We start from the raw sequence: 24,058 nt of genomic DNA, 5'->3' as shown, positions 1-24,058 counted from the left end.
GTTGTTTGGTAACTCTATTCTACAAAAAGAGGCTTCCTTTTTCCATGCTCAAAAACGAGTCAAAGGTCGTTTACACAAAATATTGTACACTATCAAGAGACAAAAAGAAATTAGATAATATAGTTCATATAGACAGCTTAACACGACTAAATAATAGGAGATCATTTGATGAGATATTAATGAATGAGGTCAAAAATGAAAATGCCAGCTTTGATTATCTCGTTTTTATTGATATCGATAATTTCAAGGAAATTAATGATACATTAGGCCATCATCAAGGAGACGAAATGATTAAAAGTACTGCAGTGTTATTGAATAGTGTTTTTTCTGGCACACACATTGTCGCTAGGTGGGGAGGAGACGAATTTTCTGTTCTTTTTAAAGGGAAAGAAGATGACTTAACCCTTGAAGATGTGAAAGCACATTTTAATCCAACGTTTTTTAAGCGTGGGTATGACTATTATAATAACTATCGGGTCCATAATCTTAAGCGTAACCGAAAACTTCATTTATGGGAAGCAAATGTCTCAGGCTCTAAATATGATTATGATGTGTTGATTCACACGGAACACCCGTTTAAAGACTATAGCTGTGATTGTCCGGCATTTAGTGATTACGGAACATGTAAGCATGTGGCGGCGGTCATGCTTGAGTTAGTGGGAAAGTTTGAAGATAGCAGTATGAAACAACCAGCGAAAATAATGTCGCAAGAAGCTGAGTGGAGCCAAGTGTTTGTGAATCATTTAAAAGCGATGCGACAAAAACAAATATTTCAACAGGCAGCCTCAACCAATCGCATGCCATTAATGGTGGAGTATTTCGTGCATATTCAACACAGTTATTATAACGGACTTCATCTGATGCTGGATGTGAAAATAGGTGAAAAGCGGACCTATGTGGTGAAGTCAATCGATCAACTGTTAAAACATATCGATCGACACGACACACTTACATTTACGTCTAAATTCAGCTATGATCCAAATAAATATACGTTTACGCCAGAAGATGAAGCGGTTTTCACGTACTTAAAAACGTATATTCAAGAACAACAACGGTTTGGTGATAGCCGGTTTGATTATGAAGGACGCTCGATTATGTTAACGGCTAAAGCAGCAAGAGAGTTACTGCCCCTCCTTTCAGAACGGACAACAGTTGTTAATGATACGACCTACAAACCAACAAAAGTATTGAAGGTGATGGATAAAAAGCCACCACTTAAATTTGAACTGTCTAAAAAAGAGGAGCGCTATGTCTTACACTTTAAGAACTTAGAAGCGTATCAATTCTTAGAAGATTATTTATACCTAAATAAAGACAATAAATTTTATCCTTTAACAGAAGAACAAGAAAGGGTTGTATGGACGTGCTATAGTTTAGTGCAAGATTCTGGTGGGGATAGGCTCTATTTCAACCATGAACAAATGCTTGATTTTCTATCAGATGTTGCGCCGGAGCTTGAGAAAACTGGCGAGGTCATCATTGACCCTGCCATAAAAGATGAGATTGAAAAACATCCACTACAAGCGAAACTTTATGTCGATTATGACAATCACTTGTTGACCGCGAAGCTTGAGTTCCAATATGGTTTAACGACCTTTAATCCATTTTTAGGTCCGGCTGAAGACAAGCTGCTTGTGACTGATTCCAATAAAGAACAACAGATTATGTATTTATTAGGTCAAGCACAGTTTGTGCGCGATGAAGACGTTCTTTACCTGTTAGAAGAAGCGGATCAATTTGCGTTCTTTTATCAGCACCTCTCCATCTTAAGTGAGCATCTTGATATCTTTATGACAGAGAAGGCAAAGAACTTATTCCTTGAAGAACGTCACTATCCAACGATGACTTCAGATGTGGACCATGATAATCAACTTCTTGATATCGCGTTTGATTTTTCACATATCCCGTCTGATGAAGTTGGTAGTGTGTTAACCTCAATGAAAGAAAAGAAAAAGTTCCACCGCCTCAGAAATGGTCAATTTATGCCGCTTGATACCGATGTTTTCCAAACAATCAATCAGTTTGCTGAACGGTTTGATGTTAAGGCGGGTGACCTTACGAATGAACATGTCCATTTGCCGCTCTATCATAGTATGGAAGTTGATGACATGATGAGTGAATCGAATCAAGCGATTTATAAACAAGCCTTTAAACGTCTCTTACGAGACTTAAAACAACCGGAAACCAGGGAAGTCCCATTACCTGAAACGATCGAAGCCAACTTACGTGACTATCAAGTCGATGGTTTCCAGTGGTTTAATACACTCGCACATTATGGTTTTGGCGGGGTACTGGCAGACGATATGGGTCTTGGTAAAACCCTACAAGCGATTTGCTATATCTTAAAGTTATGGGAAGAAAAAGATCAGTCTTTCCAGTCACCAGCACTTATTGTCGCACCAGCGTCATTAATTTTTAACTGGGAACGCGAATTTAAAAAGTTTGCGGCAAAGCTAACGGTCAAAGTTTTTTACGGGACAAAAGATGAGCGCGAGTTAATGTGGCAAACAGAATCACCCGATGTCTGGATTACCTCGTATCCGATGGTACGGCAAGAAATTGATGTCTTGAAACAACAGGCGTATCCGATTCTGTTTTTAGATGAAGCACAAGCGATTAAGAATAATCAGACGAAAATAGCCAAGGTCATCCGCTCACTAAAATCTGGTAAATGCTTTGCCTTAAGTGGGACGCCAATTGAAAACTCACTGGATGAGTTATGGTCACTCTTTCATGTATTAATGCCAGGACTGTTCCCGGCGAAAAAAGATTTTAAAAAGCTTGCACCAGAAAAAATCGCCCGGATTGTTCGGCCGTTTATTCTACGCCGAGTTAAACAAGATGTGCTGACAGAACTGCCGGACCGGGTGGATTCGTTACAGTATTCAGAACTGACCGATGATCAAAAGAAAGTCTACTTAGCTTACTTAAGTAAGATTCAAGAAGAAGCAGCGGCGCAGTTAAAAACTGAAGGTTTCCAGCAGAGCCGGATGAAAATATTAGCAGGTCTCACAAGACTAAGACAAATATGTTGCCACCCGGGATTATTCTTAGATAACTACGAAGGTGAATCAGGTAAGTTACTGCAACTTTTAGATTTAATTGAAACAGGTCTTGCGAATAATCACCGTCTTCTAATTTTCTCGAAGTTTTCAAGTATGCTTAAAGTAATGGCAGAAAAGTTAACTGGGGCCGGTTATGATTTCTTTTATCTGGACGGACAGACAAAAAGTCAGGCGCGTGTTGATATGCTGAACGTTTTAATGAAGGGGAGAAACCAATTTTTCTTATCTCACTTAAAGCAGGTGGCACTGGACTTAATTTAACTGGGGCAGATACCGTTATCCTTTATGACTTATGGTGGAATCCAGCTGTTGAAGAACAAGCGGCTGGTCGTGCTCACCGGATGGGACAAAAAGATGTTGTACATGTCCATCGTTTAATTGCTGAAGGCACGATCGAAGAGAAAATTTATCAGCTACAAGAAAAGAAACGGGAACTGATTGATACCGTCATTCAGCCAGGTGAGACAACCAGTCAATCCCTATCAGAAGAGGATATTAAACTGTTGTTAAACTTGACGTAATGAGATAAAAAACGACGAAAACCCACGCGAAACAATCATGCGTGGGTTTTGTCATGTCTTATTCAATAATCTCCTCAGACTGACTGATTTAAAGCGTGAGCCAAACTATTTGGCGATAGCTTTTTTCTTAACTGGTACATTACCATCAATGGCCCGAGAGTAAGGACATACTTGATGCGCTTTTTCCATTAAGTCGTCAGCTTCTGCTTGGGTGACACCGGTCATTTCAGCGGTTAACTTTACGCTTAATCCAAAGCCTTTTAATTTCTTCTCAATACTTACTTCTGCGGTTACTTCTGATGTAATCTGTTTCTTTGCTTGTCCTGCCACGAGTTGCAGCGCACTGTCAAAACAAGCAGCGTATCCGAGTGAGAAAAGTTGTTCCGGATTTGTTGTGCCGTCTTCTTCTTTGCCACCTAAACCTTTCGGTAACGATAATGCGAGTTCCATTTGTCCGTCAGATGTTCTTGCAACACCCTTTCGTCCACCTGATGCGGTTGATTTTGCAGTATAAAGTGGTAATCCCATAATGAATAACCTCCTATTTTAATTGTTTACAATTAAATTGTACACAATTAAAATAACAAAAGCAACTTCAATGCTTAAAAAAAGTCCCGATCTCATTTGAGACCGGGACTTGAGGTTAACTACTATTTTTAAAAAAGGCGAAAACATCTTATGTTATTAAACCATCTGTTTAGCTGCTGATTCGGTATGCTTCATATCGTCAGCAATTGTTTTATTTTGCTTGTTTAATGTTTCAACTGTTGCGCTCATTTCTTCTAAGCTCGCAGATGATTGTTCAATGATGGCAGCGAGTTCGCTTGTGCGGTCACTGACATGATTGGTGTTGCCTTCAACTTTTTCTGCGAGTATTTGGAAAGTGTTAAATTGTTCGCGTAAGTTGGTTAAGTAGCTACCCAGCATTGTGAAGGCCTTGTCTACATCGGTGGCCTTTTTCAAATTATCTTCACTCATTTGTAGGTTTTTTGTCATTTTTGTCAGAGTAAACTCGTGTGTGTCGTTCACTTCTTTTAAGTTTGTGGTAATATTTTCAGCCGCATGATTACTATTTTCAGCAAGCTTTCTAATTTCATCAGCCACAACCGCAAAACCTTTACCAGCCTCACCCGCTCGAGCAGCCTCAATTGAGGCATTTAAAGCAAGGAGGTTTGTCTGTTCACTAATATCGATAATACTATCTGAAAAACTATTCGTTTCTTTAATCTTTGTCGAAAGGAGGTTAAACGCCTCATTCATTTCTTTAAAGTAACCGAGTAATTGTTTCGTATTATTGACTAAGCTATCAAGTAATTGATTGCCGTCATTAGCTGTTTCGGTTGACAATGCCACTAAAGATTCCAGTGTTTCGGTTTCTGTTAACATCGCCTGTGTCTCACGCATTGTTTCTTTTTGGTAGGTATCAATATCAGAGATTTTCTCAGATTGGTCAGCACTACCTTCTGCGAGTTCTTGAATCGCAATTGCCATTTCGCCCTGTGAATCAAGGTTACTATGAATATGCTCGTTCATCTTTGTTAACGCACTCACGATTGTTTCAACGTGAGCTTCTAGTTGTTGGTGCTGGTCACGCTGATGATTTTTAGCAGTCTCAGTTTCGGTGAGAATCGCTTCAAGCGTTTGCTGTTGTTTATTGTTTAGAATTACAAGTAAAAAGGCAACGATAGCTGTTAAAATGTATGTGAACATCATAATTGTTAAGTTATCAAGTAAAAAGGTTAATTCCACTGGTGCGTGTATCGTATTCAAATAAAGTACAGCGAGTCCAAGTACACTACCAATAATAAAGATAGTTTTACGTAAATAGAGCGTAGATAAAAAGAGTAAAAAGAAAACGATTAAAGCAATAGAAAAACTACTTCCAAACAAAAAAATGGCGATAATAGTAAAAGTATAGCTGGCCAATATGATAATATATGGGAAAATTATTGGTTTCTTAATAATAAAACGTAATAATAAGAAACTGATCCATAAAAATAAAATTTCGGCACTGTAAAAAATAGCCCTTGTTGTTAGGCCGTCTAAAAAGGCGATCATTGCACCAGTAGCGATAGAAAATGAAAAAGAAATAATTGCCAATAAGTTTTTTTGTTTAAGGTCTTGGTGTTGCAGTTCTTCAACTGATTGCATAGTTTACTCCTCCAGTTATAACATCTATTTTTAATACATCAATTATTATATCGGCATGCTTTTAATTTTTTAAATATTTTTATAGTATGTCAAAAATATGTTAAGTAAGCTCAAACAGTTATCACCACAAGGTTTTGTGATAAACTATGAAATGAAGAGGTGATCGAGATGGCAAAAGAACAATTAAAATTAAATAATCAACTATGCTTTCCGCTTTATGCGGCGACGCGTGAGATGACGAAGCGATATCAACCGTTATTAAAGGAATTAGATGTGACGTACCCACAATATTTAGTCCTGCTCGTTCTATGGGAAGAAGAAATCATCACCGTCAAGGCGTTAGGGAATCGGTTATACTTAGATTCTGGTACGCTCACACCGATGCTCAAGCGGATGGAAGACCGTGGGATCTTAACCCGCCGCCGCTCAATAGAAGACGAACGCGTTGTAGAAGTTGAACTAACCGCCTTAGGGAAAGAGAAAGAACATTTAGCAGAAGAGATACCGACGAAATTTATCGAAGGCACGAAACTAACAGAAGAAGAGTATCATCAATTGAAAGTGATTTTAACCAAATTGATGCAAAAACCTGACTGATTAATGAAGTCACTCTATCTTGTTGAGTATTTAAATTGGTTATAACGATGCATCGTACTTCTTTCTACTATTTGTTAAAATAGTCTATTGAACATAAAAAACAAATATAAAAGAGGGAATAAAATGAAGGCTATCCACAAAATATATGGCGTGCTGGCACTACTTATCTTCGTACTTGTAGGCTTAATCATTGGGTCGCTCATGTCAGGGAAATCAACCAATCATGAGTTGCAAGCGACAGAAGATGTAGCCCAATCACATTATCCAGGTATTCAAATTGCGACAGAAGTAGAAGAAAAAGCGCACTATCATAGTGCTGTACATTACCCGGTCTTTAAGGATGACAAATTAAATAAGACGATAACAGCATTTGTAGAAGAAGAAAAAGCACATTATTTAAAGGAAGTTGCTGATAATGAGGTGCTATTAACTGAAAGAGGTTGGCAAGCAAGCTTTTACTTAACCTTCGATATCCATCCGGTAGAAGACGAGCTTTACTCGATCGTCTTTAGTACAGAGAGCTATGTCATGGGAGCGAATGGACGACAAACATCGAAAGTGTTTATGGTTGATTTAGGTAGTGAAAACTTTGTCACAGCCGATGACATTATCCGAGTGAATGAAGAGACGAGAGACGTCCTTTACACAACATTAAAGAACTATTTTGACACATCAACGGATTATCAAGACATGTTTTTTGATGACTTATTACAGGAATGGATTGAGTCAACAGACTTCTCCAATCTCTACTTGAGTAGAGATGCCATAACATTTAAGTTTGATAAATATGAAGTGACCGCAGGAGCAGCTGGTTCCCCAGAAGTAGCGATACCGTTAAACGACGCAGGCCCGTTTTTAAAAGAAGAATGGCTAAAAAAATTAAAGGTGGATGAGCCGACAGAAAAGAACCTTGAGACAGATAACGTATCAGCGGGTGAAAAAGAGGAAGATGATCAATTAATATCAATTGATAAAAAGAAGGTGGCTTTAACCTTTGATGATGGGCCACATTCAGAAAATACATTAAAAGCGCTGCAATTGTTAGCTGAGTATGACATGAAAGCAACATTTTTTATGTTAGGTAGTCGAATCGACTTCTATCCAGACCTAGTTAAAGAAGTCTTCAATCAAGGTCATGAGATTGGTAATCATACGTGGAACCATAAGCAACTGACAAAGATTAGTGATGCGGCTATTAAAGAAGAAATTAACTCAGTCAATCAAAAGTTAAAAGACATCATAGGTGAAAGTGCCACGGTGTTTCGTCCACCATACGGGGCAACCAATGACCATGTGGAGAGCTTTTTAACCGTCCCATCAGTGCTGTGGACAATTGATACCCTTGATTGGAAAACGAAAAACCCGGATGCTATTTTAGCTGAGGTAAAAGAAAACCTTAAGCCCGGTGCGATTATATTGATGCATGATATTCACGCAACGACGATCGATGCCTTAGAACTCGTTTTACCATACCTTGAAGAACAAGGCTATACATCGGTTGAAGTTTCTAAAGTATTAGAATAAAGCAGGGTAGTTTATAAAAGTATGAGAAGGGTGATGTAAAATGGATCAACAATCAGTCGTTAGTTTATGGAATCAATTTAAAACGAAGCACCCAACCGTAACCGACGATTATCAAGCTTGGGCTTTCGGGTACGGAAAAGAAGTAGCCGATGACTTGAGTGACTTAGTCGTAAAGGGGATTAAGACGGCGACTTCTTCAAATTATACTTTATATGAAGTGGAGAATGAGCCATTACCTAAAGTCGGGGATTATAGTGTTATCTTAGACGGCGACGGGAAAGCGGTCGCGATTATTGAAACAACGCATGTGGAAATTTGTCCATTCGATGAAGTCACGGCCGCCCATGCTTTTTTAGAAGGTGAAGGTGACAGAAGCCTTCGATACTGGCGGGATGTCCATGAGCCATTCTTTAAACAAGAACTAGAGGAGATCAATCAACCTTTCCATGACAAAATCTCTGTCGTTTGTGAACGATTTGTTCGGGTGTTTTAAGATTGCATTCATCAATGGAATGAAAAGAAGATATATGACTACATCAAAAAACGAAGAGCTTCTTACTCTATCTATGAGTGAGAAGCTTTTTTGAATGAATAGCTGCTTTATTTTTCTGATAAACAATAATTATTTATTGATAAACAATAAAAAATATATTAAAATGAATATAAAGCTTATTCGAAAAGAGGGGTCTCATGAATTATTCCACACGACTATTGAAATTCGGCTTAATCTTTATCGGGTTACCAATCGCTGTTTTTACTGGTTACCTAGTCTATCTTTTGTTTAGTCCACCATTTAATGCCACATATAATCACTTACTAAACCCAATCGTAACGTTGATGTTAATAACGGCGCTACCATTTTTCTATGCGCTAAAGCGTGCCTATGACTTGTTGAAACTCATTGACCAACAACAAGCCTTCACGTATGTTGCGGTAACGGCCTTAAGACAGATTAAACAGTCAGCCATTGCTATTGCGGTATTGTATACCGTTATTTGGCCTTTAGTTTATGGCGTGGCTGAAATAGAAGATGCACCAGGGTTAATAATAGTTAGTGGATTACCTATCTTTGGCTCCATTATTATTGCTGTCTTTTCAGCCTTACTCCAAACGTTATTAACTCAAGCGATTGAAATAAAATCAGAAAATGATTTAACGATTTGAGGTGGCAGAGATGATAAAAATTCATATTGATGTGTTATTAGCTAAGCAAAAGATGAGTGTAACGGAACTATCAGAACGCGTTGGTATTACTATGGCCAATCTATCAATATTAAAAAATGGCAAAGCCAAAGCGATTCGCTTCTCCACCCTTGAAGCTATTTGTGAAGCGCTTCAGTGCCAACCGGGTGATATATTGGAGTATGTGAGTGACGTAGATGAATGATGAAGGGAGACATGGTTATGTTACGACGTAAAGAGGAACAAACAGTGGCTAGTAAAAAGAACACCTTACGAACTAACCTCGGCCGGGTGATAATGATTGGGGCAATTTATGCTTTGCTTGGTTTTTTCATCTCAGAACTCATTGTAAATCCCCTGCGAATCAGTCGTTTGATTGGTATACGGCTTGAAACGGTTAATAACGTGAGTATGATATTAATTGTTCTTTTCTTTATTGGTTTAATCGCGTTTGCGATGATTGTTCCAAGAAAATTAATATCAGGTCATGTTATCGATTTACTGATCATTGTGTTTGCGGTCGTCTTTCTTCTTGTTAGTGTTGTGTTATTTGCCTGGTTATTCCCGATGGAAAACCTAACCGATGACCCAGGACCTGGTGCGGGGATTATCCTACTATTCTTTTATTTGAGTTATCTGGTGATTGTCTTTATTAGCACGATCAGTGGTTTTGTCTATGACCGGATGAAAAAACGCAAGGTTTAACTTGCGTTTTACTTGCGCAAATAACGAAAGCGCTTTAGTGTTAGCGTTAACAAGCATAGAGGAGTGAGATGAGATGGATAAACAACAATTAGGTCAGACAGGTCTTAACGTATCGCGGGTTGGTTTTGGTGCGTGGCAACTTGGTAATTTAAAAGATTAGGGCGAGATGACTGACAAAGAGGCAGTCAAACTTGTTCATGAAGCAATCGAACGCGGATGTAATTTCTTTGATACCGCACCGAATTACGGTTTAGGTAAGAGTGAGTCAATTTTAGGTGAAGCATTCAAAGGTAGACGTGATGAGGTCATTATTAATAGTAAGTGTGGTCACCATACCGATGACGTTCAGAGCTTTGATCCGAAGCGTTTAATTGAATCCGTTGATGGCAGTTTACAGCGGCTCCAAACGGACTATTTAGATTCATTGTTACTGCACAATCCACCATTTGACACACTCTCCCAAACAAGTGAAGTTTATGGTGTATTAGAAGATTTAAAACAACAAGGAAAGATCAAAGCCTACGGGGCATCCATCGATACAGGTAAAGAGGTCGATCAGATTTCAGCTGAAACAAACAGTGATGTGATTGAGGTGATGTTCAATATCTTCCATCAAGAACCACTTGAAGCCATCCAGCGTGCTTATGACAAAGGGGTTGGTGTGATTGTCAAAGTCCTGCTTGATTCCGGATGGTTATCAGGTAAATACGATGCAAGTAGCACCTTCAAAGGTATTCGTAGTCGTTGGAGTGAAGCGGAGATTAAAGAACGCAGTAAGCTTGTTCAAGACGTGCGCAACATTATTGGTGAAAATCAATCAATGGCAAGTGTCGACCTGCAATATATTTTATCATTTAAAGCATTTGCCTCTGTCATTCCAGGTGCTAGAAATAGTGAATAGTTAAGACAGAATATGAGCGCTGGTCAAACACCATTAGACCCAAACACAAAACAACAATTACGTGATTTATCTGAGACAAAAGTGAAGCACTTAAATCTTAACTGGTAAATGAACAAGCCACCTAACTCATCGTTAGGTGGCTTTCTCCATATAGAAAAGGATACTAACTTAGACAAGAATGACGCGTTCAACAAAATCAATAACAACAATAATCAAAATAATGGTTTTCACAACATTATGCAGTTGTGTTGTGATGGTTGGATTTAGATCAATACCCAAACGACGAAATAGATAGTGAAAGAAGTCTTCATTATTTCTCGCATAGCCATGATTTTGTTGGAGAGTCGTGAGAATACACCCTTTATGAAGTCTTTCGTGAGTGTAGTGTCCAACGATTAATAAGATGCCAATGTAATAGGGGAGAGTAATCGCTACATAAAAAGAAAAAACAATGAAAGTAACATGCGTTATGAGAATAAGTAGATCGTAAGGTTTTTTAGCTGAACGTGTCATGGTGGTCACTCCTTAAAAAAGTTTGGATAACCTTTCTTTCCCCGAATACCGTTTAGGTAAACGGTAAAGGTGTTAAAAAATATACTGAGTGAGAGTCAATGAATCACAATTAGAACGATACTGAATTGTTCAACATTTAAAAATTTGAATATAGCGCTTACTTTTTTACGCTTATTCGTTTAAAAAGTCGATATAGAAGATATCACATTAAAACGAATAAGGGGGATGCACCGATGAAAGTAAGTATACAAAAGAAAATCTTAATATTTGTTCCAATTGTTTTAATAAGTTTAGCTTTACTAGCCTACTTAAGTTATCAATCATCAAAACAAGCGACCGAACGTCAAGCCGATGAAATCAAGCAAACAACATCGAGGTTTACCTCGCTCGCATCAGAAAACCAGAAAGTGATGTTCTCTGTTGAAACACTTAGATATAAATGCATACAAAGATGGCGTTGTGAAGGCTATTTCACAAATTGCGGCGATTTTAGAAGAAACAGCTGCCGCAACTGAGGAAGTCGAGGCCTCAAGTGCTGAACAACTCCAAGCACTTAAGATGGTGGCAGAATCTGCCGAAAATCTCCAACAAAACGGTGAATCACTTGAGCATGAAGTAAACAAATTTAAAACAAACTAACGTAGAAAAACCTTGAGGCAATGAACTGCTTCAAGGTTTTTTACTATGGTATACTAATTTATATTGAGTAAGGAGAAGGAGTGTGAAGCAATGAAAGTGATATGGATCAGACATGCAGAGCCAGACTTTTCTGTTCATGATGACGCAATGAGTCCATTAACGGAGAAAGGTAAAAGTGACAGTCAGGCTTTAGGAACTGTCTTTAACGATGAGTCCATTCACACTATCTATTCTAGTCCATATATACGCGCGATTGAAACTGTCAAACCGCTTGCGGACACTATTGGCCTAGAAGTGCAAATAATCGATGATTTACGTGAACGCAAGATCACCAATCATTGGATTGCAGATTTTGATGGATTTGTTAAAAAGCAGTGGCAAGACTTCTCATACTGCTTGCCTGAAGGTGAGAGCTTGTCAATTGTACAAAAACGAAATATTGCCGTATTAATGGAATTAATGACGCGTCACTCAGGTCAAACGATTATGATTGGAACGCATGGCACGAGTCTTAGTACAATTATTCAGTACTTTGAACCAGATTTTGGTCTTCAAGACTTTTTAGCACTCAAAAATAAAATGCCTGTTGTGATTGAAATGACGTTTAAAGATGCTGTTTATCAAGGTTATAAGGAGGTCGATTATGTTTGATTATAGTTTACTTGAATGGGGGATCTTGATTCTTGCGGGTATCATCATTGGTTTTTCAAAAACCGGTATCCAAGGTTCGACCATTTTTGTCGTTGTGTTAATGGCGCTTACTTTTGGGGGGATTGTCTCATCAGGAATGATGTTGTTGTTACTGATGGTCGGTGATGTGTTTGCGGTTAAGCACTACGGGAAAGAGGTCTCAGTAAAAGATATTTTACATCTCTTACCACCTGCAGTCATCGGTGTCCTACTAGGGGTATGGTATGGTCAATATGTCAATGACCAACAATTTAAAATGACGATGGGGATTATTGTACTTCTTTGTGTTGTGCTACTTGTTTATAAAGAAATTCAGAAAGCCCCAATTAAAATTGCGAGTCATAAGTGGCTCACGACTTTAGTTGGTGTGCTTAGTGGTTTTTCATCGATGGTCGGTAATGCGGCCGGTCCGATTTTTGCGATTTATATTTTAAGTAAACAAATCGGTAAACGCAAAATGATCAGTTCAACGGCCTGGTTCTTTATATTACTCAATACATTCAAGTTACCATTTCACGTGTTTGTTTGGCAATCGATTCAATGGCAACATCTCTTGTTAGCCCTTATTCTTTTACCGGTCATCTTTACCGGGACCCGGATTGGTATTTGGCTCGTATCTGTCATTGAAGAAAAAACATACCGTATGTTTATTTTTGCGACAACGGTTATTTCAGCCATTTACTTATTCGTCTAATTTAAAGCTTTAGGACATGTATAGACGAACTAAACATGTTATAATAATTATACTTTACATATCAAAGGAGTTGGAACAATGGAGTGGATCAATCTTTTAGTGGATATTGTTAAGCCAATTGTACTGGCAATTATTACGTTAATTGTTGGTTTAGCAATTATTAAAGCAGTTGTTAAAGTGATTGGTAGTCAAATTGAAAAATCAAAACTAGACGATAGTTTAAAACCGTTTTTACTATCGGTCATTAGCGCGGGATTAAAAGTCTTGCTTGTCATTTCAGTCATCGGTATTTTAGGTATTCCGATTGCGTCGTTTGTCGCCATTTTAGGTGCCGCTGGTTTAGCGGTTGGTTTAGCTTTTCAGGGTTCACTTGCAAATCTTGCAGGTGGGGTATTATTATTAACGATTCGTCCGTTTAAAGTTGGTGATTACATCGAAGGCGCTGGATACAGCGGGACAGTCAAAGCGATTCAAATTCTTTATACGGAACTTGTGACCGTGGATAATAAAATGATTTTTATTCCAAATGGAAACTTATCTAACGCTGGTATTACGAACTACTCTGTGAACAGTACCCGCCGGGTTGATTTCACTTTTGGTGTTAGCTATGATGCAGACAATCAACATGTGTTACAAGTGTTAAGAACAATCATCACAAACCATGAATTAGTGATGCAAGACCCAGAACCATTTGTACGTCTAGCTAATCACGGTGACTCTTCTGTTGATTATGCGGTAAAAGCATGGGTAAAAGCAGAAGATTACTGGACTGTTTATTATGATGTATTAGAAGACGTCAAACTTACCTTTGACCGCGAAAATATCGGCATTCCGTATCCAACAATGGATATTAATATGTCTAACGAGTAGAACAAAATAACACAAAAGTTAAACGGCTTAGAGAGAATCTCTAAGCCGTTTTTTATAGGTGTCACGAAGATCGTGCAATATTATTATATGATATGAAACACCGATGAGAAGGCAACAGTATTTTCAATCGTATCACCGACTGGGCAATGGGCTTCAAGGAAACGGACAAAGTCACTCACTTTCGCCTCATCAGCATCAGTCTCAATATGATAAGTTGCCCGAATATCATAAAAACCAGGACGCACATCGGCTTTGTCAAAGAAGCCATCTAAATCAATATCTCCTTCAAGTTCAACTTTAAACCCTTGTAAATCTATATCAAGCTTTTTGGCATAGGTGCGCGCAACAATTGATTGGCATGAACCGAGTGCTGCAAGTAATAATTCAACTGGATTGACCGCTGTATCCGTTCCACCAAGGGATGCTGGTTCGTCGACGAAAACGGTATGCTGACGGGCGGTATTTTTAACTAAAAACTGGTCCTCTAATGTTGATGTTGTAGTAAATGTTTCTTTTGCCATAATAATCTCCACCTTTTTATAGTTTTTCTCATCTCTTACAACTCTAAGAAAAACGCCCTTCTCTAACAAAAGAGAAGGGCGTAAGATACGTTGATCTTTCTACCTCCTCATCTTTAGCATTAGCTTCTGAAATTGGCACCTTGCTATAACTAGCGGTTGCCGAGAGTTCACAGGGTCAGTCCCTCCCTCTCTCTTGATGAGTTGTAAAAGTATGAATTTTCAGTAAATATACACGAAAGAAAAACAGTTGTCAACCTTTTAGTTAAATGATCCGAAGTATTTTGACCAAATGAGTTTTTAAATTAGTGCTAGAAAGACTTAGGTTAGACAATGAAGGGTTTTTATACCCCCGCTTCAAAACGTGTTAGCGTTTAAGTGAGAGGGTAATTGATGTTATAACATCTGTTTTACCATTTCAACATGCGAAATCCCGTCTTCGATAAATTCATCTGATACGACGTTATAACCAAGCCGCTCATAAAATGGAATCGCTTGGGTTTGGCCATGCAGGAGACATTGGTTCATATTCTTTTCAACAGCCATCTCTTCAAGTGCCGCAATCACGCGTTTACCCAGTCCATATTTACGATAGGGTTTTAAAACACAAATCCGTTCAAGTTTAGCCGATTGGTCGATAAATCTTACCCGTCCAGTCGCAGCAGGTACTGAATTATGATGAATTAAAACGTGAAGACAATCAGCGTCTAACCGGTCATATTGATCAAATTCAATCGCTTCCGGTACCTGTTGTTCCTCAATGAAAACGCGTCGTCTAATATTAAAGACTTTTTGCAGAGCGGATTGAGTTGTAATACGTGTCATGAGAAAACATCCTTTCATTTTTACTATCATTCTATCATGTTGACCCTCAACCTGTCAGATTACAGCTTAAATCATGTGTGAGGGTATTCAAGGTATTAATCAACCTCTCTCATCAACAAGTAAATAAAGTACGGGGCACCAATGACTGAAACAATAATCCCGGCCGGGATGATGGTCGCAATTAAACTACGGCCGATAGTGTCGGCAACGAGTAATAACCAAGCCCCAATCAACATCGCAAGTGGCAAGAAGAGCTGATGACGTTGACCAACGAGGCGTTTAGCGATATGAGGTGCCATCAACCCGATAAAACTAATACCACCGGTTACGGCAACACTTGAAGCAGCCAAAGCGACTGCGCTAAATAGTAATAGTAGTCGTTCTTGTTGAATTCGGATGCCTAAACCAACAGCCACACCTTCTGATAAATGTAAAATATTAAGCTTCTGAGCTTTTATGAACGTGAGTGGTACGAAAACCACAAGCCACGGTAACAAAGCATAGACAAACGGCCAATCTGTTCCCCAAATATTTCCGGCTAGCCACTTAGCGATAAAATCAACTTTTTCTCGTTCGGCACTAGAAATAATCACAACCATAAATCCAGATAGAGCCGTTGACACCCCAACACCTGTCAAGATTAACCGTAACGGTTTTAATGGACGATGCCGTTCATAACTGAAGAAGTAGATCAAGATAGCCGTAGAGATACCGCCTAACATACCAACGAGCGGAATAACATAACTAAAAAGACCGGGTTCGAGTGGAATGAATAAAAATAATATACTAATGGCAACGCCTGCTCCAGCATTGATTCCAATCAGTCCAGGATCGGCTAAATCATTACGGGTTAAACTTTGTAAAATCGCCCCTGATAAACTAAGGCCCATACCAGCTAACATCGTAATGAAAATACGTGGTAAGCGTAATTCAAAGATAATAAATTGATCATTAAAGCTACCATTATTTAAAAAGGTCTGGATTACGCGGTTAAGCGGAATGTTAACCGTTCCAGCATTAATCGCTGCAAGGATCGTGATCAATAACAATAGAGTTAAAAAAGTAAGCAGCCAACGTTGTCTTTTTAAACGTTGTTTATTCATAGACCTTGTCCTCCTCGTCTTACAATGATGAGAAAGAATGGTAAACCAATAATTGCGATAATCGCGGCTACTGGTGTTTCAAAGGGGGCATTTAATGTGCGACCGAGTGTATCCGCAAATAACATAAAAATCGCACCATAAAGGGCAGAAAACGGTAAGATATACCGATAATCATGCCCGATGATGCCGCGGACAATATGTGGCACCATCAACCCGAGAAAGGTCATATTACCAACTAAAGCAACGGCAGCTCCTGATAAAATAATCACGATGATAAACAAGATGATTTTTGTTCTTGTGACGTGTTGACCAAGTCCAATCGCAACATCTTCGTTTAAACTAAGGACGGTAAGTTGCTTTGCGAATAACATGGCTACGACTATGCCTAGAATAATAAAGGGGGCAATGGTCCATAGTTGCGTCCACTGCGTTCCTATCAGTCCTCCCGCTGTCCAAGAAGCAATGTCTTTTGAACGATTAAAGTAAATGCCGAGTCCATCACTCACCGCATACAGTAACGTTGAAATACTGGCACCAGCTAGTACCATGCGAAAGACCGATGGTTGTTTTTTGGCCATCGTCAGTCCAAATACAAGTAAGGCACCTAAAGCTGCGCCGATAAAACAAATCACCAACGTGAGTAACATCGAGGCGCTCGGTATGAAAATGACCGATAAGCTTAAAGTAAGATAGGCACCAGCCGACAGCCCGAGTAATCCAGGATCAGCTAACGGGTTACGGGTCATCCCCTGCATAATAGCACCGGCGACACTCATCCCTGCCCCGACAAAAACCGCCCCCACTTCCCGGGGGATTCTTATGTCACGTAAGACAAGCACCGCTTCGTTTTTTTGGTCAGTAAATAACGCAAAGAAGACATCAGCGATATCTACGTCTTTTGCGCCAAGGCGAAGCGCAACAAAAAACATGACGGTAAATATGCTGATGCCAAGAAGAAGATGTTGTTTTATAGATAAGTCTTTAAACGTCGCTAACATCAGGATCAACTCTTTCTAAAAGTTTAACAAGGGAGGCGATTATTGCACTCCCTTGTTAGCGTATCAAATTATATAAGCCACTTTGATTAAGCAATGCGCGGGTTTGTTATTCGCCGAGGAAGGCTTCTTTAAAGAAGACGAGTTGTTTTTCTAACGTAATTGGGTCAGTAAATGACGCCCCTTCCCCTTGCATCTCAATGACGTTGCCATTTTGTACAGCAGGAATATTTTTAAAAGTGTCTGTTTCTTCAAAAGCTGTATCTGCTTCTTGGTATTTACTTAAGACAAGATAATCCCCTGCATAATCGGGTAAAACTTCTTGTGATAAGGTAAAATAACCGGATTCAAGCGCATCTTGTTTTACTTTTTCAGGCATCTTCAACGCCATTGTTTGGTATAAAATTTCGGTCCCACGCCCCCAGTTGTTTCCGAAGACGTATAAGTCTTTTCCAAAAGATTCAATCACTGAGACGGTGGTATCTTCGCCAATCGTCATTTTGATTTCTTCCCCGAGCGCTGTTGCGCGTGATTTGAAATCTTCAACCCAAGCTGTTGCTTCTGCTTCTTTATTTAATAATTTACCAATTTCAATATGTTGATCTAAATAATTGAGTTTCCCCCAAGTATACGTCACCGTAGGCGCAATGTCTTTTAATTGCTCGACATTCTTTACAGTCGAGAGTGCAATAATTAAATCTGGGTTTAAGGCAATAACACTTTCTAGATTGTCTTCTGATACGAGCGCAACGTCAGCTAATTCATCTGCGAATGTGGGGTTATTTTTAGACCATGTGTCGACACCGACGATATTGACCTCTAGTTTTATCAGGTCCCCTGTGTAGCCGGCTAAAACAACGACCCGTTCAGGGTTTGTAGGTACATCAACGGGACCTGTTTCTGATTCATAGGTGAATGTTTCGTTTGTATCCTCAGCCATATCTGCGTTCGTTTGATCGTCTGAGTTAGTCTCCTCAGCTGTGTTACATCCAGCAAACAAAATAAGTGCTGAGAAAAAAACAAAAATAGTTAACAGTTTTTTCATATTTAGTTATCTCCTTTTAGTAAGTTATAGGTTAAGCACATCGGCTTATTATTTGTTGGATCTTTACCAATGACGGCGTCAATGTGAAAGACTGCTTTTAATACGTCTTTGGTGAGGATATCTTCTGGGGTACCTGTTTTTGTAATCACACCATCCTTTAAAGCGACAATATAATCAGAAAAACGCGCAGCTTGATTAATATCATGTAATACCATAATAATCGTGCGCCCCTCTTCTTGATTGAGTTTTTCAAGTAAGGTTAAGACTTCGAGCTGATGCGCCATATCAAGATATGTTGTTGGTTCATCTAAAAAGATAATATCCGTTTCTTGCGCTAATGCCATCGCAATCCATACCCGTTGACGTTGTCCGCCTGAGAGTGAATCAATGGCACGGTCTTTAAATGCCGAAACTTGCGTCACATCTAGCGCCCAGTTAACGACGTCATAGTCATGCGGACTTAAGCGACCAAGTGCGGACTGATAGGGAAAGCGTCCGTAGGAGACGAGTTCATAGACAGTTAAACCTTCAGACCCCTCAGGTGCTTGGGGTAAAATCGCCATTTTTTGCGCGAGTTTTTTGGTCGGTTCCGTTTGGATCGCTTGACCATCTAAACATACATGGCCAGACGTATAAGGAATCAGCCGTGTCATTGCTTTAAGTAATGTCGATTTACCTGAGCCATTGGCACCGATAATAGTGGTTACTTGTTTGTCAGGAATGGTAAGTGTTAAGTCTTTCACGATAGGAGAAGCGCCGTAACCAACAGCGAGTTGATCGGTATAGAGGCGAGCCATAGTTATTACCTCCGTAATGAGAGTGATTCTCAATTTCATTTGTGGTTACTACTATAGCGAGAATTCAGGCTTGTGTCAATACAGTTTGGCTGCTTTTCACACATTTCTGTGATAAAAGTGAGAAAATATAGAAATAATCAAAAAAGGATTGAGAATTCAAAGGCATTCTATTATAATTGATAATAATTATCAATTAGATATAGAGCGAGAAGTGTTAAAGATAGTATAGGTAATAATCAACAAGTAGACCGTTAAAAGGGAGGAGAAATGATAAGATGGAACTTTTTGATGTAACGATAATTGGGGGCGGACCAGCAGGTCTCTATTCAGCCTTTTATAGTGGTTTACGCCACATGAAAACAAAAATCATTGATGCTGAACAAGCACTTGGTGGGAAGCTACATGTTTACCCGGAAAAAATCATTTGGGATGTCGGAGGACTGGGCCCCCTTACCGGCCAAGCACTCATTGAACAACTCACGACACAAGCGTTAACATTTGATCCGACAGTTGTTTTAAATGAGAAAATCACGTCTATTGAGAAGTTGGATGGTATGTTTCAATTGATTAATCAAGATGGTGAAAAGCACTTCAGCAAAACTGTTATTGTAGCAGTGGGTGGAGGAATTTTAAAGCCAAAAACACTAGATATTGATGGTGCCAATCGTTTAGAGATTGACAATATTCATTATACTCTTACCTCGCTTAGCTACTTTAAAGACCGCACGGTCGTTATTTCTGGTGGTGGCAACGCGGCGATTGATTGGGCGAACTTACTTGAGCCAATTGCAAAAAAAGTGATGTTGACATACCGGAAATCAGAATTGAAAGGTCATGAACAACCGGTGAAACAACTTTTAAATAGCTCGGTTTCTTACTACCCTGACACTGAAATTACCCGCTTAGTTGCAGAAGGTAATCAGATTACAGCGGTCGAACTGACTCATTGTCAAACGAAGGAGAAAGTCATAAAACAAGTTGATGATGTGGTCGTGAATCATGGCTATGAGAAAGATGCGAGTCTATTAGAAGAGACAAAGTTACCGCTTGAGCGTGTGGGTGAGTTTTTCATCAAAGGGAATAGTCATAGTGAGACCTCGGTTCCGGGTATTTTCGGAGCTGGTGACATTATCAGTTACGATGGGAAGGTCAACCTCATTCTTGGGTGTTTCCAAGATGCTGCGAATGCGGTAAACCAAGCAAAAACGTTTCTAGACCCTGACGCTAATGCGCGAGCAATGGTATCCTCACATCACACAGCATTCACGGATAAAAATAAAGACATGAGACAACAATTGTTAGATTGAGCGCCCGTTTAAGGTTTCTTTTATAAGCAATTTTCTTTCTTCACGCGGCTAAATTTGGTATGCTTACCCTTGTGTGTTTATACAATAACGGAGCAGACACTTGCTCATATGATAGTGTTAGAACGATAAGGGAGAGAGACAAGTGAAAAAATTATTAATGAAACCGAGTATAGCTATTTCTGTGGCTATTCTTTGTTCGGTATTATGGGGCAGTGCTTTTCCAGTCCTCAAAGTGAGTTATGATGAACTACAAATGTCAGCTGACGATGTTATCGCTAAAATGGTGTTTGCGGGTTTAAGGTTTTTTCTCGCCGGACTATTGGTACTCATCTTTTTATTCTTTATGAACCGCTCAGCAATTAAAATAACGAAGAAACAATTCGGAATTTTACTTGTACTCGGTGTGATTCAAACGGCTTTTCAGTACTATTTCTTTTATAATGGTCTGGCGCGAGTAACAGGAATGCAAGGAGCAATTTTATCTTCTGGTGGGATCTTCTTTACAATTCTTGCAGCCCATTTTTACTACAAAGATGATCGTTTAAGTAAACAAAAAGTGATTGGGATACTCGCCGGCTTTAGTGGGATTATCTTAGCGAATTGGGGTCAATCACTGACCTTAAGCTTCCAGTGGGACGGAGAAGGGTTTATGTTGATGGCTGGTGTAACCAGTGCAATTGCGACCATTATGGCCAAAGAATTAGCGACTGGGATTCATCCGTTTGCGATTACGGGTTGGCAGCTCACGCTCGGCGCAGTAGCCCTGTTACTCATTGGGTTTCCGCAACTAGAAGCAGGTGCGATTCAGTTTAATGCACTCGGAGCTGGACTATTACTTTATTCAGCGTTCTTATCGGCGACGGCATTTGCCTTGTGGTATTCACTACTAAAATACCACCAAGCCGGACGCATTAGTATGTATAAGTTTATTACCCCAGTATCCGGTGTGTTGTTATCGGCTGTGTTTATTCCGGGTGAAGCACTCACGTGGATGCTTGTAGTTGCTTTTGTGATGGTGGCGTTTGGTATTATTATCGTAAATAAAAAGTAATCATTTAAACATAAAAAAGTAGAGAGCCTTAAAATCAGTATATCCACTGATTTTAAGGCTTTTTCTGATAGCTGATCTAAAAATAGATCGACAACCCTCGTCTCTTTGAAAGCTTTCTTCACTGTTTCTTTATACTGATCGATAGACTTTTGTCGATCACGCTGATGATCGGAATTTTTTATTAATTGCCCTTTATCATGACATAACGGATGTACGGCAAGTTGTTCACTTCCAGATAGCGATTCTATGATCAACTGGTCGTTTTCAATACGCACACTGACCTTCGTCTCTTTCCCTGATTGATAGTTGTGTAATGGCACCGAGTAACGATTCGATTGGTATTTAATTATATTGTCCTTATGAACAGTTCTTGTTATAATGTTCCTATGTTGACTCTCGAAAGAGAGTTGGTGAGAGACATGTATTAAGTGGTGCTTTTCCTGGGCGAACACTTCTACAGGTCTCTTTTTTGTTGTCTCATGTGTTTTTTTATTGCCGTAACGCGCTAGCCATTTCAAACAACTTTCATTCCACGCATCAATATTGTGGAATCTTCGATTCTTCGCAAAATGTCCTTTGACAAACTTCACCGCATTTTCAACCTTGCCTTTTGATTCTGGATCTGCCGCACGGCAGAGATAAAAGTTAAACCCGCGTTGATCACGATAGGATTGAAAGGCTTGCGTGAGAATAATATCACCGTTATTTTCACTCACGGTCATCAAGCGATCCTGATCATAAACGATTTCCTCCGTTCGACCACCAAAGAATTCAAACGCATGCTCATGTGTACGGATGATATCTTGTGTTGTGAAAGGCCGATCGAGCCATTCAACGTATTTAAACCGGGAGTTTGAAAGGATAAATACAATGGCATACAACTTCACTTTCTTTCCTTCTGTTTTCTTAACTTTCAGTTCACCAAAATCTACTTGTATTTGTTGCCCCATGGGTGAGTCTTCAAGCGCCTTATACGAACGAGAAGACATGACTTTCGGTATCACATACAACTCTCGTAATTCCTTCACATATGTTCTCACCGTAATTTCCCCAACGTCACTAAACTGACATTGTTCTTCTAGCCAATCTGATATTTGTGCTGCGGATAAATCCGGATGCTCTTTTAGCCAACTAAGAATACGCGCTTTGAAAGGATCTAGCTTTCTTCTACGTGTCTTTAATTGCCCCACCCATTCAAAAGACTTTTCCATATCCATAGCCGAGTATTTATAGACCGTTGTTCGACTAATGTCACACTTTCTAGAAATAGCTGATACGCTAAATCCTTGTTTATGCAGTTGATGTACTTGTAAAATCATATATATTTTCACACCTTTTCCTCCCATCCATTAATATATCTATCATAATGGATGAGATCCTTATTTGGTGTAAAAAGTGTTCATTTTTATCAGGCGATATCTGTATACTTTATTTTAGCAGTTACATTATTCTAATGAGCAATCTTTATCTCACTTGAAATTTTTTATCAAAACAAATAATTCATAACTAAATCTTTAACATTAGTACATTAGCTAATGTTAATTTTTTAAAATTTTGCAGATGTTTATGCCTACGTTTATTAATGATTGATTGATTGGTTTTTAGAAAATGTTTAAAACGATTCTTTAGACTAAATGATGGTCGGAGATATGTGGAAAAGAAGCCACATTAAAATGTGTTTGTATCGTGTGGATAAAACGGGGATTTGTCCGGATCAATGTATTTTTTTACATCTTAAATAATTCTATATTTATAATCAAACGAATAGTATATCTACTAAGAGTAAAAAAATGATAGTACGATTTTATTCTTACTAAACTTTATCACCTCAAATTTAGAAGATATGCTTTGATGTAACTAGGTAAGATTTCAAACCATTGTTATTTTCTTCACTCAAAAAACTAGTGTTCGATCAGTATTATGACAGAGGTTTTGCCGTGAAAGGGTGATATATACAATGGTTTTATAATTGATTGACTTATTATATGAGCGATTTTGAAATATCTTCTGAAGTTTCAGTATTGATTTCGTTACTTTACTATACCCCAACGCAAGCTGTAAACGTGAATGATTTCTTAATCGCTAAGCTTACAGTTTGTGCGACTGACGTATAGATTTCTTTTAAATGCACGCGCTGGTCACGATGAAGGTGACGTTGTAAAATAAGAATCCATCAAAATATGTGTATTTAACTAATCAATGCTACCAGACTTAATCAAGAAAGCTAGCATTTTTAGATTGTGAAAATTGAATAGAATTAGTTGTATCAACTTTTTCAAACGCTGCTTTAAAAGAAGTTATCCAGATAACAAGATACTCTAAAATTATAGCATCCATATTTTTAACACAGTATCTATTACTCGTG

Annotated in this window: 24 protein-coding genes, 1 pseudogene and 1 riboswitch; of the genes and pseudogenes, 15 read left to right on the top strand and 10 right to left on the bottom strand. The window is 38.9% G+C overall.

Annotated features, from left to right (window positions below):
• The first annotated feature begins 44 nt into the window (after positions 1–44).
• A complete protein-coding gene (locus BM098_RS07540; protein WP_089832006.1) occupies positions 45–3,326 on the top strand; it encodes an SNF2 helicase associated domain-containing protein in 3,282 nt (1,093 codons plus the stop codon).
• Positions 3,327–3,406: 80 nt separating this feature from the next.
• Positions 3,407–3,586 carry a hypothetical protein gene (locus BM098_RS13705; protein WP_234987448.1) on the top strand — a complete coding sequence of 60 codons (180 nt, stop codon included), beginning with the start codon at positions 3,407–3,409 and terminating at the stop codon, positions 3,584–3,586.
• Positions 3,587–3,691: 105 nt separating this feature from the next.
• On the opposite strand, the gene BM098_RS07530 is transcribed toward BM098_RS13705, so the two are convergent.
• Together BM098_RS07530 and BM098_RS07525 are read right to left on the bottom strand one after the other, a co-directional pair.
• Positions 3,692–4,114 (bottom strand): organic hydroperoxide resistance protein, encoded by a 423-nt coding sequence (locus tag BM098_RS07530; protein WP_089832003.1) that lies wholly within the window; start codon positions 4,112–4,114, stop codon positions 3,692–3,694.
• 156 nt (positions 4,115–4,270) lie between these two features.
• Entirely contained in the window at positions 4,271–5,737 is a 1,467-nt protein-coding gene (locus BM098_RS07525; protein WP_089832001.1) for a methyl-accepting chemotaxis protein, read from the bottom strand.
• Between the two features lie 168 nt (positions 5,738–5,905).
• On the opposite strand from BM098_RS07525, the gene BM098_RS07520 reads away from it, so the two are divergent.
• The 7 genes from BM098_RS07520 to BM098_RS07490 all read left to right on the top strand — a co-directional run bounded on the left by BM098_RS07520 (position 5,906) and on the right by BM098_RS07490 (position 10,646).
• Positions 5,906–6,334, top strand: coding sequence for a MarR family winged helix-turn-helix transcriptional regulator (locus tag BM098_RS07520; RefSeq protein WP_089831999.1), 429 nt, complete (start codon positions 5,906–5,908; stop codon positions 6,332–6,334).
• 123 nt (positions 6,335–6,457) lie between these two features.
• On the top strand, positions 6,458–7,858 hold the full coding sequence (locus BM098_RS07515; protein ID WP_089831998.1) for a polysaccharide deacetylase family protein: 1,401 nt from the start codon (positions 6,458–6,460) through the stop codon (positions 7,856–7,858).
• A 40-nt stretch (positions 7,859–7,898) separates the two neighbouring features.
• Positions 7,899–8,351, top strand: coding sequence for an ASCH domain-containing protein (locus tag BM098_RS07510; protein ID WP_089831996.1), 453 nt, complete (start codon positions 7,899–7,901; stop codon positions 8,349–8,351).
• 197 nt (positions 8,352–8,548) lie between these two features.
• The gene (locus BM098_RS07505) at positions 8,549–9,022 is read left to right on the top strand and encodes a DUF2975 domain-containing protein (protein ID WP_089831994.1); all 474 of its coding nucleotides are present in this window, start codon (positions 8,549–8,551) and stop codon (positions 9,020–9,022) included.
• Between the two features lie 10 nt (positions 9,023–9,032).
• Complete coding sequence (locus tag BM098_RS07500) at positions 9,033–9,245, top strand: helix-turn-helix domain-containing protein (RefSeq protein WP_089831992.1); 213 nt, start codon at positions 9,033–9,035, stop codon at positions 9,243–9,245.
• Positions 9,246–9,262: 17 nt separating this feature from the next.
• Positions 9,263–9,745 (top strand): hypothetical protein, encoded by a 483-nt coding sequence (locus tag BM098_RS07495; RefSeq protein ID WP_089831990.1) that lies wholly within the window; start codon positions 9,263–9,265, stop codon positions 9,743–9,745.
• A 166-nt stretch (positions 9,746–9,911) separates the two neighbouring features.
• On the top strand, positions 9,912–10,646 hold the full coding sequence (locus tag BM098_RS07490; RefSeq protein WP_234987447.1) for an aldo/keto reductase: 735 nt from the start codon (positions 9,912–9,914) through the stop codon (positions 10,644–10,646).
• Between the two features lie 168 nt (positions 10,647–10,814).
• Here the strand turns inward: BM098_RS07490 and BM098_RS07485 are convergent, their stop codons facing one another.
• Positions 10,815–11,159 (bottom strand): hypothetical protein, encoded by a 345-nt coding sequence (locus BM098_RS07485; protein WP_089831988.1) that lies wholly within the window; start codon positions 11,157–11,159, stop codon positions 10,815–10,817.
• Positions 11,160–11,579: 420 nt separating this feature from the next.
• Here BM098_RS07485 and BM098_RS07480 point away from each other — a divergent pair, with 420 nt between their 5' ends.
• From BM098_RS07480 to BM098_RS07465, 4 genes are all read left to right on the top strand, one after another.
• The gene (locus BM098_RS07480) at positions 11,580–11,798 is read left to right on the top strand and encodes a hypothetical protein (protein ID WP_089831986.1); all 219 of its coding nucleotides are present in this window, start codon (positions 11,580–11,582) and stop codon (positions 11,796–11,798) included.
• A gap of 90 nt (positions 11,799–11,888) precedes the next feature.
• Entirely contained in the window at positions 11,889–12,449 is a 561-nt protein-coding gene (locus BM098_RS07475) for a histidine phosphatase family protein (RefSeq protein ID WP_089831984.1), read from the top strand.
• Positions 12,442–13,182, top strand: coding sequence for a sulfite exporter TauE/SafE family protein (locus tag BM098_RS07470; protein ID WP_159430139.1), 741 nt, complete (start codon positions 12,442–12,444; stop codon positions 13,180–13,182). Before BM098_RS07475 ends, BM098_RS07470 begins: the two co-directional genes overlap by 8 nt.
• A gap of 78 nt (positions 13,183–13,260) precedes the next feature.
• The gene (locus tag BM098_RS07465; RefSeq protein WP_089831980.1) at positions 13,261–14,052 is read left to right on the top strand and encodes a mechanosensitive ion channel family protein; all 792 of its coding nucleotides are present in this window, start codon (positions 13,261–13,263) and stop codon (positions 14,050–14,052) included.
• An 83-nt stretch (positions 14,053–14,135) separates the two neighbouring features.
• Here the strand turns inward: BM098_RS07465 and BM098_RS07460 are convergent, their stop codons facing one another.
• From BM098_RS07460 to BM098_RS07435, 6 genes are all read right to left on the bottom strand, one after another.
• Positions 14,136–14,573, bottom strand: a complete 438-nt coding sequence (locus BM098_RS07460) for an OsmC family protein (RefSeq protein ID WP_089831978.1) — start codon at positions 14,571–14,573, stop codon at positions 14,136–14,138.
• A gap of 104 nt (positions 14,574–14,677) precedes the next feature.
• Positions 14,678–14,776: riboswitch (SAM riboswitch) on the bottom strand.
• Between the two features lie 190 nt (positions 14,777–14,966).
• Positions 14,967–15,395 (bottom strand): GNAT family N-acetyltransferase, encoded by a 429-nt coding sequence (locus BM098_RS07455; RefSeq protein WP_234987446.1) that lies wholly within the window; start codon positions 15,393–15,395, stop codon positions 14,967–14,969.
• A 95-nt stretch (positions 15,396–15,490) separates the two neighbouring features.
• Positions 15,491–16,498: a FecCD family ABC transporter permease gene (locus BM098_RS07450; RefSeq protein WP_089831973.1), complete on the bottom strand. Its 1,008-nt coding sequence runs from the start codon at positions 16,496–16,498 to the stop codon at positions 15,491–15,493.
• Positions 16,495–17,496, bottom strand: coding sequence for a FecCD family ABC transporter permease (locus tag BM098_RS07445; protein ID WP_089831971.1), 1,002 nt, complete (start codon positions 17,494–17,496; stop codon positions 16,495–16,497). The genes BM098_RS07450 and BM098_RS07445 overlap by 4 nt, the downstream gene beginning before the upstream one ends.
• 106 nt (positions 17,497–17,602) lie before the next feature.
• Positions 17,603–18,538 carry an iron-hydroxamate ABC transporter substrate-binding protein gene (locus tag BM098_RS07440; RefSeq protein ID WP_089831969.1) on the bottom strand — a complete coding sequence of 312 codons (936 nt, stop codon included), beginning with the start codon at positions 18,536–18,538 and terminating at the stop codon, positions 17,603–17,605.
• Between the two features lie 2 nt (positions 18,539–18,540).
• Positions 18,541–19,335 carry an ABC transporter ATP-binding protein gene (locus BM098_RS07435; protein ID WP_089831967.1) on the bottom strand — a complete coding sequence of 265 codons (795 nt, stop codon included), beginning with the start codon at positions 19,333–19,335 and terminating at the stop codon, positions 18,541–18,543.
• Between the two features lie 275 nt (positions 19,336–19,610).
• Between BM098_RS07435 and BM098_RS07430 the strand changes: the two genes are divergently transcribed.
• The gene (locus BM098_RS07430) at positions 19,611–20,642 is read left to right on the top strand and encodes an NAD(P)/FAD-dependent oxidoreductase (protein WP_089831965.1); all 1,032 of its coding nucleotides are present in this window, start codon (positions 19,611–19,613) and stop codon (positions 20,640–20,642) included.
• A 142-nt stretch (positions 20,643–20,784) separates the two neighbouring features.
• Positions 20,785–21,693 carry a DMT family transporter gene (locus BM098_RS07425; RefSeq protein ID WP_234987445.1) on the top strand — a complete coding sequence of 303 codons (909 nt, stop codon included), beginning with the start codon at positions 20,785–20,787 and terminating at the stop codon, positions 21,691–21,693.
• Between the two features lie 191 nt (positions 21,694–21,884).
• Here the strand turns inward: BM098_RS07425 and istA are convergent.
• Positions 21,885–23,012, bottom strand: a pseudogene (gene istA, locus BM098_RS13700) (IS21 family transposase); the annotation flags it as partial.
• Between the last annotated feature and the right edge of the window lie 1,046 nt (positions 23,013–24,058).

This window comes from Halolactibacillus halophilus, assembly GCF_900115605.1.
GTDB classification, from domain to species: Bacteria; Bacillota; Bacilli; order Bacillales; family Amphibacillaceae; genus Halolactibacillus; species Halolactibacillus halophilus.
This window is presented reverse-complemented; position numbering and strand designations above follow the sequence as displayed.